This window comes from Alteromonas sp. MTD1 (assembly GCF_042848195.1).
Lineage (GTDB): Bacteria > Pseudomonadota > Gammaproteobacteria > Enterobacterales > Alteromonadaceae > Alteromonas.
The window spans coordinates 96,320-109,943 of sequence record NZ_BTGG01000003.1 but is presented as its reverse complement, the minus strand read 5'-3'; the positions used below and the strand labels follow the sequence as shown (position 1 = coordinate 109,943).

At 43.1% G+C, this 13,624-nt stretch carries 13 protein-coding genes; 3 read left to right on the top strand and 10 right to left on the bottom strand.

Annotated elements, in window-relative coordinates; translation table 11 throughout:
* Positions 1–30: 30 nt before the first annotated feature.
* From ACGHAV_RS04940 to ACGHAV_RS04930, 3 genes are all read right to left on the bottom strand, one after another.
* Entirely contained in the window at positions 31–1,779 is a 1,749-nt protein-coding gene (locus ACGHAV_RS04940; protein ID WP_390377252.1) for a substrate-binding domain-containing protein, read from the bottom strand.
* 103 nt (positions 1,780–1,882) lie between these two features.
* Positions 1,883–2,329 (bottom strand): SRPBCC domain-containing protein, encoded by a 447-nt coding sequence (locus ACGHAV_RS04935; protein ID WP_390377249.1) that lies wholly within the window; start codon positions 2,327–2,329, stop codon positions 1,883–1,885.
* A 144-nt stretch (positions 2,330–2,473) separates the two neighbouring features.
* Positions 2,474–4,273, bottom strand: coding sequence for a trans-sulfuration enzyme family protein (locus ACGHAV_RS04930; protein ID WP_390377246.1), 1,800 nt, complete (start codon positions 4,271–4,273; stop codon positions 2,474–2,476).
* Between the two features lie 155 nt (positions 4,274–4,428).
* Here ACGHAV_RS04930 and ACGHAV_RS04925 point away from each other — a divergent pair, with 155 nt between their 5' ends.
* The gene (locus ACGHAV_RS04925) at positions 4,429–5,412 is read left to right on the top strand and encodes a D-2-hydroxyacid dehydrogenase (protein WP_390377244.1); all 984 of its coding nucleotides are present in this window, start codon (positions 4,429–4,431) and stop codon (positions 5,410–5,412) included.
* A gap of 41 nt (positions 5,413–5,453) precedes the next feature.
* Here the strand turns inward: ACGHAV_RS04925 and ACGHAV_RS04920 are convergent, their stop codons facing one another.
* The 7 genes from ACGHAV_RS04920 to ACGHAV_RS04890 all read right to left on the bottom strand — a co-directional run bounded on the left by ACGHAV_RS04920 (position 5,454) and on the right by ACGHAV_RS04890 (position 11,329).
* Complete coding sequence (locus ACGHAV_RS04920) at positions 5,454–6,026, bottom strand: glutathione S-transferase family protein (protein WP_390377241.1); 573 nt, start codon at positions 6,024–6,026, stop codon at positions 5,454–5,456.
* 133 nt (positions 6,027–6,159) lie between these two features.
* Positions 6,160–6,504, bottom strand: coding sequence for an iron-sulfur cluster insertion protein ErpA (gene erpA / locus ACGHAV_RS04915; RefSeq protein WP_334013734.1), 345 nt, complete (start codon positions 6,502–6,504; stop codon positions 6,160–6,162).
* Positions 6,505–6,680: 176 nt separating this feature from the next.
* A complete protein-coding gene (locus ACGHAV_RS04910) occupies positions 6,681–8,231 on the bottom strand; it encodes a sensor histidine kinase (RefSeq protein WP_390377237.1) in 1,551 nt (516 codons plus the stop codon).
* Between the two features lie 198 nt (positions 8,232–8,429).
* Positions 8,430–8,684 (bottom strand): cell division topological specificity factor MinE, encoded by a 255-nt coding sequence (gene minE / locus ACGHAV_RS04905; RefSeq protein WP_390377234.1) that lies wholly within the window; start codon positions 8,682–8,684, stop codon positions 8,430–8,432.
* Positions 8,684–9,493, bottom strand: coding sequence for a septum site-determining protein MinD (minD, locus tag ACGHAV_RS04900; RefSeq protein ID WP_390377231.1), 810 nt, complete (start codon positions 9,491–9,493; stop codon positions 8,684–8,686). Before minD ends, minE begins: the two co-directional genes overlap by 1 nt.
* Positions 9,494–9,578: 85 nt before the next feature.
* A complete protein-coding gene (gene minC / locus ACGHAV_RS04895) occupies positions 9,579–10,373 on the bottom strand; it encodes a septum site-determining protein MinC (protein ID WP_390377228.1) in 795 nt (264 codons plus the stop codon).
* A gap of 239 nt (positions 10,374–10,612) precedes the next feature.
* Complete coding sequence (locus ACGHAV_RS04890) at positions 10,613–11,329, bottom strand: DUF6776 family protein (RefSeq protein WP_390377225.1); 717 nt, start codon at positions 11,327–11,329, stop codon at positions 10,613–10,615.
* 103 nt (positions 11,330–11,432) lie between these two features.
* Here ACGHAV_RS04890 and ACGHAV_RS04885 point away from each other — a divergent pair, with 103 nt between their 5' ends.
* Both ACGHAV_RS04885 and ACGHAV_RS04880 read left to right on the top strand, forming a co-directional pair.
* Complete coding sequence (locus ACGHAV_RS04885; protein WP_390377222.1) at positions 11,433–13,109, top strand: chloride channel protein; 1,677 nt, start codon at positions 11,433–11,435, stop codon at positions 13,107–13,109.
* Between the two features lies 1 nt (position 13,110).
* On the top strand, positions 13,111–13,539 hold the full coding sequence (locus tag ACGHAV_RS04880; RefSeq protein ID WP_334013741.1) for a CopD family protein: 429 nt from the start codon (positions 13,111–13,113) through the stop codon (positions 13,537–13,539).
* Positions 13,540–13,624: the final 85 nt, after the last annotated feature.

Genomic DNA, 13,624 nt, shown 5'->3' with positions numbered 1-13,624 from the left:
TTTTCGAAACGTAAAATACATAGTGTCGCGCTAGAATTCAGGCCTTACCGTGTTTTCTAGCGCGCTCTTAGTAATGGGCTTTACAGGTAAAAACGTTAATAACGGCACATCGTCACCCAGCATAAATCTAACCAGTATTTTTACAGCCAAATCAGCTTCCTCTGTTGGCGACTGCCACACCGACCCCCAAATTTTTCCTTGTTTTATAGCATCATAGCCATCACCAAACAGCGTAGCTGAGGTTACTTTCAAGTCGGTTGGCCAATTTGCATCTGTTAATGCCTGCATTGCGCCTAATGCCATATTATCGTCAGCAGCGTATAAACCATCGAACTCACTGTGACGTCTAATAACTCTTTCCATTGTGGTGTAAGAACGCTCTCTCGACCAATACCCTGAAGACACATCAATGACTTCAATATCAAACTCGCTGTCATGTTGGCGTCTCTCTTGTAAATAATGATGAAACCCTAGGCTTCTTAGCACTGCAGTTTTATATCCAGGGAATCCTTGAATTTCCACCACTTTGCCTTTACCACCCAACGCAGTGTCCATCATCTCGGCAGCTAGCCTGCCCTCTTTGTAGTTATCAGGGCCAATATAGCCCCTAACATATTTCCACAAACCTTCTGCTACAGGTGTATTTACCAAAAACACTGGAATGCCTGCCTCATAGGCATATTGAAGCGCAGGCTTAACCTTGTCACCGTGTACAGGCCAAAAAGCAACGACATCCGGCTCATTATCGATGACTTGTTTCATCAAATTGTTTTGCTGTTCGATACTGCCTTTAGCGTCGTGAACTGCAACGTTAACGCCTAGCATCTCCGCCATTTCAGTAAATTGTTCTATGTAAGTGCTTTGATAGGTGTCGGTAGACCAGCTGAAGCCAATAATAGCGACATTTATTTTATCTGATGATGACTTGATAGTACGGGGGGGCAGCCCGCTGCCTTTAAGTGATCGTAGCCGACTGGGCTCTAGATACGTGGCAACGGGGGTTTCATCAGGTATCATTTGAATATTGTCGTCTATTTGATAGCGCGAGAGTATTTCTTGGTATGTTCCAGAACGCTTCAGATGCGCAAAGCCTTCCTCGAAAGCTTGCTTAATACTGTCTTTTTGATCGTCGGCTTCGCTTATACCTAAATACAGTTCAGATGAACTTATGTATGGGGGAGACAACACAACCAAGTCTTTGTAAGCTGGCATCTGGAGCATGTAGTCTGCTGTTAGTCTATCGGTAATCGCGAAATCAATACGGCGCTTTTGGACCATATTAAATAGCTGTTCAGTAGTGCCAATCTCTACTTTATGTGCGCCCGTAAAATTACTATATTCATCCGAAATCAACATGCCTCTGTGAGAGGCAACACTGTGGCCCTTCAAACTTTCAAGGCGTCCATTCCACTTATCACTTTGTTCGGTATGTTTAACTAAAACAACAGGTAACGTGTTATGAATTAATACTCTAGAGCCGTTTATATCAACAACATCTTCGTAACTTGCCGGAAAAATAACATCTGCTTCACCCGTCATTATTTGTAACTTTGCGCGTGTCCACGGCATGCTGTATCGAATGACGTTGTAACCACCATAGAAAAAAGCAGACTCTACCACTTCACTTAAAAAGCCTTTGCGTTTATCAACATCACTCGTGTAAGGGGGGCGTTCTACCGTAACAATGCTGATGGGTTTAAGCTCACCCTCATTAGGTAAGTCAGCTTTTGCGAAGAAAGAAACGAAAAACAATAAAATAAAAAGAAAATGAAAAGGCATTTAGGCGCGATCCAACTGGTTAAAAACACGTGTTACCCCAAAAAGATAGTTTCACGATTGCATTTCTTCCAGTAAATCATACACCTAATTTAGTGCTTAAACGTTAGCTAAAGGCTTTTTTCTGGCTGGCAAATACGGCTAACTTTTCTAAACACGACATCCACGCGTAGTTGTGTTGGTCACATTCAGCTTTATTCGCAAAACCACTTTGAACAAGCACCAACCGTAAGTTTTTCTCGTCGATCTCTTCAAAATGAATATCTACCGACGTCATTACCGAGTCTTCTAAATCATCTTCCCATGCCCAAGAAAACGCCAGCTGTTCGTTTGCCAAAATTGTAACGTACTCGCCTGTTAACGACATTTCAGCACCATTGGGCTCCATCATTTTAACACGATACCTTCCGCCTTCTTTGAAGTCGCTCATCACTTGCGTCACAACACAATCGCCTGGCGCAAACCACTCAGCTAAGTATTCCGGCTCGTGAAATGCCGCAAAAACAAATGACAGTGAGGCATCTAGCGTAACATCAATTTTGAATTGGTGCATAGGGCAGCCTTTTAGCTTGAATAATAAAAATCCCGAGCCTGCATAAGGAAAGACTCAGGATGAAAAAACGTTCTCGTTTTTATATCGACCGCAATGCAGATTAACTTAATACTGGCTTGCCAGTTCTCTGTTAACCTTTAATGATTACTGGCCTTTCATTAACGATGCCATACTTGCCTTACTGCCAAAATGCTGCGCACATACGCGCTCGCTTGTACTTAAATACAACGTGTCTATGCGGTCGTTTTCCATAAATTTGGCACAAAAACCGGGAGAGTAAGGCTCAATAAAATGCTTCGCCGCTAGCATAAAGTGTGCAATGAGCTGTTTAACGTTATCGGTTCCCATGGCTATACGCATAGTAGTTAGCTCAATGCCCGCTTTCTTCTGCTCTTCGGTACTTAATTCGGAATGCGACGTTAACGCCGGGCAAAGAATAATGGTGTTGTTCTGTCCAATGCTCACCTGATGACTAAACGCGGGCTCAAGTGCATCAAAGAAACGCGTAAACACATCACGTGGTAAATTGGCGGGTGCCATATCTACCGTAAACAGCGTGCAAGGCCAGCCATGCGCATGCTGTTTCTCGCGAAGTCCAGCATTACTGTGTTCCGGCAAAGCATGACAGTTTACTCTTATTTGCTCGTGCGCATTTAAGAACGATGTAAACACTTCGGTGTTTATCACTTTCGTCATCATACGTTGTTCAAGGGTTTTCATGCCGTTTAAAACATCAAACGCTTTTTCAGAATCTAAAAAAGCCCCTTTAATGTAGTACACATCCCAAAACATAGTTTGCGACCAGTCCACACCATTCATGCTGCTGCCTTTTGGCTGAAACATTCTATGGCCTTCACCAATTACTACCCCAGCGGTAGTGGCACCGCTACCGCATAAATCCTTGGTGTAGCTGTGCATAACGTAGTCTGGTCTTGCCGCTTTGTTTTTATGTTGTAATGGTTGATGAAGCACAGGCGTTGCGAGTGTGGAATCTAGCATTACCAATGCACCCTCGGCATGTGCTAGTTCACAGATTCCAGGTACATCTAGTACGTACCCGTGCGGATTACACGGCGACTCTAAATACACATGCATACTAGCGCCATTGTTTAAGCGATCAGCATGCTGGTGTTTAGTTTGCTGCATGAAATCAGCAAAACTTTGGGCGTCGTAACCGTCAAACCAAGCAATCTGAATATCCATGCGATTACTGCGCGCAAAGTAGTCGTGAAGAAGCTGGTATACGCCGCCATACACATTTCGCGACACAATAAGTACATCGCCATGACTTAACACGTTAGACAAGCAAGCATCAATGGCTGCCATACCAGAGTTAAAGTTCCACGCCAGATATTCAGCGGCGTACGGACCAGCTTCCATATCAACAATGGCATTCGCTAGTGAGATATTGGTAGGGTTCAGCAAGCGTGAGTAAATTTGGTGAGTGAATTCTTTACCTTGGAAGGCGTCATCGACCCACTCGGTACAGGCATAAACGTAGGTTGCCGTGCGCACAACCACAGGCGTTGCAGAAAAAAGCGCGGTAACATTATCGAATAAAGGGTAATGCCCCTGAGAACCATTGCCCCCCGACAAGCTTTGATAAGTTGCTCTAAAGGGGTTTTGTAGCGTATCTAAAATTTTCGCAATTTGAAAAGAGAGAAACTTTTTAGCGTTGAAGTAAGCTACTCTGTCTTCTTTATCAAGCCCTTGTAGCGTATTGCTGGTAATGTCCCACAATTGCATTACGCTTGATTGCGCACCGTAAAGATGATGAGCTGTGCTTGCTAGCGCTTTTCCATAATCGCTTGTTGCATCTATTCCAAAATGAGAGAGTTGCTCGGCAACTAGCGCTTCCGTGGTGTTAGCCTCGGTTGTGTTTCGTTTTGGTGAAAGCACTTTCGCGTGCTCAACATTGATTGGAGTATTAGTATTTGACTGCATAGTGATTCCATTACGTATTGATACCAATGTTTATTGATATGGCACTTTTTCATTTACAAAAATGTAAAACTTTAATCACAACTTTAGAACAAAGCACGGCCCGATAAGTAGGATGCTAAGAGGAAAGAAATGTTTACTTGGAAAGAGAGAAGCTAATGAAAACAAGCGTTCCAAGCACTATTGCACTCACTATTCTAAGTGACGAAGCCCCAGATATTGAACAAGCTATAACGGCCCAATTGAACCACCAAGCAGAGAAGTTCGCTGACGTATCGATTGACGTTGTACAGTGCGCGATGTCTGCAACAAACATAGACGTAAACAACGTTAGTGTTTTACTTGCCGACCCCGACCTTGCTGCAAGCATCATTGAAAAGTGCCCAAGCCTGACGTGGTGTCAGTCAACATGGGCGGGCAATGCACCACTTCTGCAATTGAACAAAAAAGACTATGTGCTAACCGGACTGAAAGGTGTTTTTGGAAAATTAATGCGCGAATACGTTTTTGCCTATTTGTTACAGCACGCTAGGAACATCCCTACTTTTGCAGCGAATCAGCTAGCATTACCGCCTAAGTGGGAGGCTTCAAGTAGACTTCCTCTGAACGGACAAACATTAGGTATATTGGGTATTGGAAGTATTGGGCAAGCGTTAATTCCAGTAGCGAAAGCCTTTGGTATGCATGTTGTTGGGCTTTCACGAAGTGGCGCTCATGTTGAAGGTACTGACAAAGTATACACGCCCGACCAAATAGCTGACTTTGCAAAACGCGCAGATCACGTTGTTAACTTAATGCCTGATACACCGAATACGCAAAACATGGTGTCTTATGAATTGCTGAATCAGCTAAAACCACACAGTATTTTCATTAATGCCGGGCGCGGCAGCGCGGTAGATGAAGACGCTCTTATAAAAAGCTTAGATGAGGGTAAATTGGCGCATGCCGTGTTAGATGTGTTTAGACAAGAGCCCCTACCCGTCAATCACGCGTTTTGGGCACATCCCAACATTTCAATTACGGCACATACCGCTGCTGAATCGGCACCAAGCGACATAGCAGATGTGTTTTTAAACAACGCATTACGTTACGCCGCAAATAAGCCATTTAACTACGCATTTAACTTCGAGCAAGGCTATTAAGTATCGCGCCTAATAGCCTTGGCTGCTTTAAATTACGTTTACTAGTTACGTGGATCGGTAGCGGTTACTTCAATGCGGTGATGATGTTTTTCGTGAAAGGCTAGCAGCTGTGGGTACGCTTTCATGTTGTGCAGCTCTCTAAAAAGCACCCAGTCAATCATGGTATAAAGACAAATTTCTGGATAAGCCCACCCAGATAAACCACCTGCATCTACTTGTTCTGACAATGCACCAAGCACGGCTTCAATTCTTTCATTTTGCAAACGGTAATACATTTTATCCTGACTAATGTCGAAGTCAGACCGCTTTAACAACATTAACTGCACAAACGAATCGTTTGCTGCATCGATAAGTGTTAGCTGATTTTCTTCTTCCCACGATAAGCCAGTATGTCCAAGCTTTTCAGCCAGATAACGGTAAATGAGTCTTGAGTCGAAAATGACCCGCCCATCATCTTCTAAGCAAGGCACCTTTAATGTGGGGTTACGAGACGCTAATAAATCGCGGTCTGCACCCGAGAAGATTTGTAAATTTAAAAATTCATGTTCAGTGGAAGAAAGCATAATACGAATTCTACGAACATAGGGAGAAGTAGTGGAGCCATACAATTTCATACAAAATGCCTTATGCGAAAATTTTGATGAAATGAGTGTAGCTGGAATATGAAAAGAATGGGAAGAGCGAACTGAAGTACAACCGATAAGCATACAAATTAATAAGATGTATGCTTATGATTGTTAACCTTTATTACACGCTGAAGCTAGCGCCGCAGCCACATGTGGTTGTAGCATTAGGGTTTTGAACAAGAAAACGAGAACCTTCTAGACCATCTACATAGTCAACCACACCGCCAACTAAGTATTGCAGGCTCATTGGGTCGACAACCAGCGTTACGCTATCTTTTTCGATAGTCATATCACCTTCGTTAACTTTTTCGTCGAATGTGAAGCCGTACTGAAAGCCCGAACAGCCACCACCGGTAACATAAACACGCAGCTTTAGGTCAAGATTCTCTTCCTCTGTAACAAGGGCTTTTACTTGTGCTGCTGCTGCGTCAGAAAATTCAATTGGCAACGCCGTTTCTACAGACATACCTACCTCTTAATAATTACCGTGCGCCTATACACACTGTTGCACACAATTATCTAATACTTGAGTATTTTCATCAACTATTGGGGCAAAAGTTAACAAAACAAGTAAACGGTATATACCGGTAAACATTCGGGTGTACGCTGAACTGCACTTTTCTCCATCAACCAACAAATTATCTAACTTTTCTGGCCTTCGTCATGCTGCTCCATATTAGCCGTTCTTAGCTTGGGCATGCTAATTGTGAAACAGGAGCCAACATTCACTGTCGACTCTACCGCTAAAGCGCCGTTATGCGCCGCAATGATATTTTTTGATACTGATAAGCCGAGGCCCGTACCTTCGCCAATAGGCTTAGTAGTGAAAAAAGGAGAAAAGATTTTTTGTAGATTGTCTTCACTAATACCTACGCCACTGTCTTTTATCGACACAACGTAGTTACTATCAGCTTCATCTACCGTTACTACCACATCACCACCCTTTGATGTGGCGTGAAGCGCGTTAATAATAATATTTAAAACAACCTGCTCTATTTCGCCTCGGTTAGCGTGTACTGTAGCTTTGCCTTCAAAAAGATTAACTTGGAGCGCATGTTTGTATTGCTTGCTGTAAGAAGCAATTTTAGCCGCATGAGACACTAGCTCGTTTAAATCGACAGGCGTAAATTCGGTTTCACCGCGATACACAAAGGTACGCAAACTGTTGCTAATGTTACTTAAGCGCTCAATACCTTCCATATTGTCTTGCAGCACTTCGTTTATAGACAGCTCCAATTTTGAAAGCTTATCTAGCAAGGGCGCAACGTCATTACTCAACGCATGTTCATCAGCTAAATCGTTGAGCGACAGGAACAAGCTATAAAGTGTTTTTTTGAGGTATTTGTTGTTGGCAGAGATAAACGCCAAAGGATTATTGATTTCGTGTGCCACGCCGCTGGCAAGCAACCCCAAAGACGACATTCTGTCGGCTATGGCTAGCTGACGCTTTACCTCAATAAGTTCGTCTTGCAGTTTGCTACTAAGCTGAAATGTTTGCGCTACTGACTTATCCATGTTCAGCTTTTCAAGACCCAATCTAAGCTGAGCAAGATGCGTATCTAAAATAAAAAGCATTTCAACATCAATAGTTGGGGTTTCTATTAACAGTCCTATCCAACCCAATCTTTTATCGTCATACTCGAAATTAGAGTATACAAACCAAACCGTGCGGTTTTCACTGTCCAGCTCTTCGTTAAACGGTAATTCCTGAATACACCAAGAATTAATAATATTGTCGATTGAGGCAGGAATAAGGGAAGCAATATCAATATCGCCATAGTCAGGGTTTAATTCCCCTTTCACAAGCGGGTTAGTTTCAAATACTCCGTTTTGGCTGAATAAGCAGGTGGCAAAGCTGGCCGAGGTGAACTCGAAACACAGACCCAGTAGTGATTCTACATAGGTTTGTCTACTGCGGCTATTTTTATGCTCTTGTGCCGATTTAACTAAGAACTCTATTTCAGCTTGTTTTTCGGTACTGTGAAGAATAGCCTCACGAAGCTTCTCGTTAGCTAGGTAAGTTTTCTGTGCGTATTCGTCAAGCATGCTCTCGGCAGAATGACGCGCTTGCTTTTCACGCTCAAGCCGCCGCTTAAGCAGTGCAACTTCGTTTTGCAACGCAGCATTGGCTTGGTCCTGCTCAGTCAATTCCGTATGCACCAAGTCAATGTCTACTGTATCAAGTCTGCCCATAGCACCCTCCGAATCAGAGCACTCGGTAAGCATAAACGCCTAATTTGATAGACTGAGTGCACGTCCTTAAATTCAGTCTAGTTCAAAAAGTAATCACAACAATATTTCTCTTGTGTTATTAGCCAAAAGACTAATAACACAAGAGACCCGTTATATTGTGAGCATTTTTAATATATTAGCGCTTCATTGCTATGCTGCTTACTGCTCTGGAAGGGTAACGTTTAATTCTAAAACGCTGCAATCATCATTATTGTCCAGCTGCACCGACACTTGGTCATCAGCAATAGTGACATATTTACGGATCACCTGAATAATTTCTTGCTGCATCATAGGTAGATAATCGGGCTCGGTACGTTTTTTTCGCTCATGCGCTACAATAATTTGTAAACGCTCTTTCGCTACCGCGGCTGTACTTGGTTTTTGCTTTTTCTTAAGCAAATCAAAAATGCCCATTACTTACCTCCTAGCAGTCGCTTGAAGAATCCTTTCTTCTCTGCCTCAAGAAAGCGATGTGGGATATCTTCACCTAACAATCGTTTTACTGCGTCGGCGTAGGCTTGCCCTGCATTTGCTTCTTCATCCAAAATGACAGGTTGCCCTTGGTTAGAAGCCTTAAGTACTGCTTCAGACTCTGGAATAACACCTAGCAGTGGAATAGCTAATATTTCTTCAACATCGGCAACGCTCAGCATTTCAGCACTTTCAACACGCGTAGGGTTGTATCGTGTAAGCAGCAAGTGCTCCTTTACCGACTCGCCTTTTTCTGCGCGGAGCGACTTACTTTGCAAAATACCTAAAATGCGATCTGAATCACGTACAGAAGACACTTCGGGGTTGGTTACTACAATGGCTTCGTCAGCAAAATACAGTGCCATTTGCGCGCCCTGCTCGATACCAGCTGGTGAATCGCAGATAATAAAATCGAAGTCTTTCTTAAGCTCATCCAATACAGCTTGAACGCCCTCAATGGTAAGTGCATCTTTGTCACGCGTTTGAGACGCAGGAAGTATAAATAAGTTTTCTGTGCGCTTATCTTTAATCAGTGCTTGCTTCAACGTTGCTTCTTTATTAATCACGTTAACGAAGTCGTATACCACACGGCGCTCACAGCCCATAATAAGGTCTAGGTTACGTAAGCCCACATCAAAATCTATTACCACGGTTTTGTTGCCCGCCAATGCAAGCCCTGTGCTTATAGCTGCACTTGATGTGGTTTTTCCTACGCCACCTTTACCTGACGTAACTACGATAATCTTTGCCATATACTTTTCCTATTTTCCGCACTGCAACACGGTTATTAACGCTAAGTTTTTTTACGCTTAAGCTAATAGTGCTTAGTTTTTTCACTTAGCTAAGCGGTGCAATACGTAATGTTTCTTCTTCTAAAAATATTTGTGCGGGCTTTTTCCAACAATCGCCCTTCACAGATTCATGCATAATGAACTGGCCTGCTATAGATACCAATTCAGCGTCTAACGATTGGCAAAACACCCGCGCGTTGCTGTTACCTTTCACCCCGGCTAGCGCACGGCCTCTAAGCGTGCCATAAACATGTATATTGCCGTCAGCCAATAATTCAGCGCCTTCGCTAACCGATGCAGTAACCACTAAGTCGCTACCCTGGGCGTAAATTTGCTGTCCTGAACGCACTGGGCGTGATACTACTTTTGCAGGCTTAAGCACACTTGGCGTCTGTGCCGTTGGTAAAGACTGCACTGTACTGTTATTGGCATTTTCTGCCTTCACGGCGCTGTTCTGTTCTTTTTGAGAGGAATTTATGCCAGCGCCTTCTTCGCTATTTGTCTCTGAACGCTGCGACTTAAGTACACTGTCGGTAAACTTGCTCTGACTAACGTCAGCTAAGCCCAAGTCGTTGATAACAGGTTTAAGTTCGGCAACTTGCCCCTTTACTGCCATAGGCTGAAGGTTTAAACGCTTGCATAAGGCCACCAGCAACTCGAACTCTGTTGCAGACAAGGGTTTCAACAAATGCAAAATTAATGATGAACGGGTAAAAAATTGTGGAGCGCTTGCTACTTTTTGCGTGAGTTGCGCTTCAAACTCATCTAATTCAAACTCTATTACTTCAAGTACAATGCTAGTTAGCGTTGTACCCTTCATGCGAAAGCACGTTTCTGTCATTTTTTCTTCCTAGAAAGGCTTTTAACACCGCTTAGAATAAAAAGCCTAAGGGCGCAGAAACACGCCCTTATTTACTTGACTGACACTGTATCAAAATTCCCTCTAACGGCAACTGTTAAGGCTCCATTGGCCCTGAATAATCCACGTTTGCGCAATCAATTGAACACTTATCAATCAAACACTTATTTGGCGCAACGTAACATTGATATAAGTAATCAAAGCCAAAGGCTTTCACTGATTTATTTCTGAGGCTCAATAACCGTTGTTAACGCCTCGTCCCAGGGTATCGAAAGCGTATAGTCGCCTTTTCGGGTTTTGTATTGATAAAACGCGGTAGAAAATGAAATAGTGTCAGGCGTTACACCGTCAGGTAAGTCAAACGCCACATTTACAGCTTGGAAAAACCGGAATCTATATTTGATGTCTTGCGCTATAAAGCTTTCGTTTCCAGAAGAAACCGTGTATTTCGAGTTATCTTTTTGGCCTGTAAGCGTGACGTTCAGTGCGCCGTTTATTACCGCTTTTTGCTTACGAGATTGCAACAACACTAAACGAAGCTGGTAACGGTTATTGGCCAGTTTAAAAACTTCTACGCCCTCAATTGCGAAGCCATCTTCCGACTTTTCAGGAGCCACAACGCGCTCGTAAAAAGCAATAAGCTCTTGCTGCGCTTCAAGCTCCTTACGCTGTTCATTTACTACGCTTGTCATTTTTTCGGTTTCAAGTTTGGCAAGTTCAAGGGCTACCTCAAGCTGATTAACGCTTGTTGTCAGCTTATTATTTTCTTCAGAAAGCACATTGATGGTGTCTTGCTGCGCACGTACTTTTTTACTGTCGCCTTCATCGAAATAGCGCGCGGTTTGATAACCAAAGCCAATCATTAATATCATGACAAACGCCATAATAAGCGACCATTTATGACTTCCCAGCACTGCTTTTAATTGATCAACTGTCATTTTTTACGTCAATTTTCATGCTTAAACACCACCTTCTTAACATTATGAAAATTAAGTGTTTGTGGTAAGCTTATATCCTATGTTGATTCTACTGTAACACATCATGCGCATACAGGCTTTAAGAGAGGAAGTTGCTCACCCACGCACATCAGTGCAGTTATGCCTGTTAGGTATTGTTGGCGGTACCAGCGCTGCGTTTATTATTATACTTTTCAGATTATGCGTTGAGTGGCTTCAAGAATCCGGCATTGCAACGTTACAGTCTTTTCTTAAATACGACTGGCTCGTGTGGCTAGTTATGCCTCTGATAAGCGTGCTGCTTATTTTGTTTATCGCTTTTCTTACAGGCTTTAAACATTATCGATTAGGCATTCCTTTTGTTATTCACAGGGTTAAGTACTACTACGGCCATATTCCTTTTCGCACCACAATTAACCAATTCTTTGGTGGCATGCTAGCCCTTGCCGGTGGTTTTGTTGTAGGTCGAGAAGGCCCGTCTGTTCACCTTGGCGCGTCGGGAAGTGGTTTTTTAGGTCAGTGGCTACGTTTACCTTATAACAGTATAAGAATACTGGCTGGATGCGGTATCGCCGCAGGTATTTCCGCTTCATTCAACACCCCATTTGCTGCTGTTATTTTCGTGATGGAAGTGGTATTGAGAGAATACAAAATACATATTTTCGTGCCCGTTATGCTGGCTGCAGCATGCGGTTCAGTGCTTACCCGCATTGTGTTTGGTGAAGTAAACGAACTGTCCTTTCTTTCGTTTCACGCCATTAGTCAGTGGATGTATTTCTACTTAGTTGTGTTGGGTATATTGCTTGGCATACTTGCCGTGTTATTTAACAGCCAATTAATGCGTGTAATGACATGGTTCAGACCAGTTTCTATGGTGTGGCGATTGGTGTTAGCAGCAGTAATCACTGGCGTTATTGGCATGTTGATTCCTGAAGCGCTAGGGGCGAGTTTTGTTGATGTTGAACACCTTTTCGCAAGCTCACCAGGCACTTTGCTACTTATATCCACTTTAGTATTTAAAGTAATTTTAGCGGTGTTCGCTATCGGGCTAGGTGTACCAGGGGGAATTATTGGGCCCGTAATGGTTATTGGAATGCTGGCTGGCGCAGTGCTACTTCTGCCACTGTCTTATTTTATCGACGTGCCAGAATTCACCAGTAGTTTTGCACTTCTCGGTATTGCCGGCATGCTAACCGCGGTGCTGCATGCGCCCTTAGCCGCGTTATCTGCTGTAATGGAACTGTCTTACAGCCCACAAATCATTTTACCCGCTATGCTGGTGATTGTGCCTGCCTATGTAACCTCTACCCAGTTTTTTGGTAACCGCTCTATATTTATTAGGCAACTTGATTACCAGAACCTGCCCTATGCCATATCGTCAATTCGAGAAGCGTTAGAAAAAACCGGCGTATTGGCGGCGATGAACACAGACTACAAACTATTTCACGATGCGCCAGAAATCGCTCTACGCAATCATCTTGAAAAGAATCCAACTAAAATTGTGGTTCAGAAACTAAAATTTGAAATAGATGTGCAGTATAAGCTGGTCCAATACAATGTCAGTTTAGATCATGATGCATCGGCGCTCACTTATCATGAAATGGAAGGCATTAGTGCACAGTCGACGCTTCATGAAGTTTATGAGCATTTAAAAAATTCGCGTTCAGGCGCGGTGTATATTTACGATCAGGAGCTAAACGATATTGTGGGTGTAGTTACTTGGAATATCTTACAAAGCTTCCTACAGAAGGCACATTATTAACATGTACATTTTATGGTTTAAGGCATTACACATCTTTTTCATGCTCGCATGGATGGCAGGTATTTTTTATCTACCAAGACTGTTCGTCTACCACGCATCTACACAGTCTCAAGTGGTTAAAGATGAGTTTAAAGTAATGGAGCGTCGATTATGGTTCTTTGTAACGCCATTCGCCTTACTCACACTTGTCTTTGGCGTAGCGCTTATTGTTAGTTACGGAGAAACATGGTTTAAAATGTCTGGGTGGTTACACCTAAAGTTATTACTTTTACTTGCACTTTATGGCTACCACTTCTATTTGTTTAAGTTACTAAAGCAGTTTGCGCGAGATGAGAACAGACACTCATCCCGTTTTTATCGCTTCCTAAACGAAGCGCCTGTTCTGGTCGTACTTGCCATTGTGTGTTTGGCTGTAGTGAAGCCATTGTAATAATTTACAAAAACCGGACTATCAGGCAAGAAAAAACAATGTAGTATGAAAGACAGCACTCAAGGAACAAGTGCTGCAAAGGAGA

Coding starts and splice junctions, on each gene's coding strand:
- ACGHAV_RS04940 (WP_390377252.1), bottom strand. CDS start 1,779: ATGCCTTTTCATTTTCTTTTTATTTTATTGTTTTTCGTTTCTTTCTTC.
- ACGHAV_RS04935 (WP_390377249.1), bottom strand. CDS start 2,329: ATGCACCAATTCAAAATTGATGTTACGCTAGATGCCTCACTGTCATTT.
- ACGHAV_RS04930 (WP_390377246.1), bottom strand. CDS start 4,273: ATGCAGTCAAATACTAATACTCCAATCAATGTTGAGCACGCGAAAGTG.
- ACGHAV_RS04925 (WP_390377244.1), top strand. CDS start 4,429: ATGAAAACAAGCGTTCCAAGCACTATTGCACTCACTATTCTAAGTGAC.
- ACGHAV_RS04920 (WP_390377241.1), bottom strand. CDS start 6,026: ATGAAATTGTATGGCTCCACTACTTCTCCCTATGTTCGTAGAATTCGT.
- erpA (WP_334013734.1), bottom strand. CDS start 6,504: ATGTCTGTAGAAACGGCGTTGCCAATTGAATTTTCTGACGCAGCAGCA.
- ACGHAV_RS04910 (WP_390377237.1), bottom strand. CDS start 8,231: ATGGGCAGACTTGATACAGTAGACATTGACTTGGTGCATACGGAATTG.
- minE (WP_390377234.1), bottom strand. CDS start 8,684: ATGGGCATTTTTGATTTGCTTAAGAAAAAGCAAAAACCAAGTACAGCC.
- minD (WP_390377231.1), bottom strand. CDS start 9,493: ATGGCAAAGATTATCGTAGTTACGTCAGGTAAAGGTGGCGTAGGAAAA.
- minC (WP_390377228.1), bottom strand. CDS start 10,373: ATGACAGAAACGTGCTTTCGCATGAAGGGTACAACGCTAACTAGCATT.
- ACGHAV_RS04890 (WP_390377225.1), bottom strand. CDS start 11,329: ATGACAGTTGATCAATTAAAAGCAGTGCTGGGAAGTCATAAATGGTCG.
- ACGHAV_RS04885 (WP_390377222.1), top strand. CDS start 11,433: ATGCGCATACAGGCTTTAAGAGAGGAAGTTGCTCACCCACGCACATCA.
- ACGHAV_RS04880 (WP_334013741.1), top strand. CDS start 13,111: ATGTACATTTTATGGTTTAAGGCATTACACATCTTTTTCATGCTCGCA.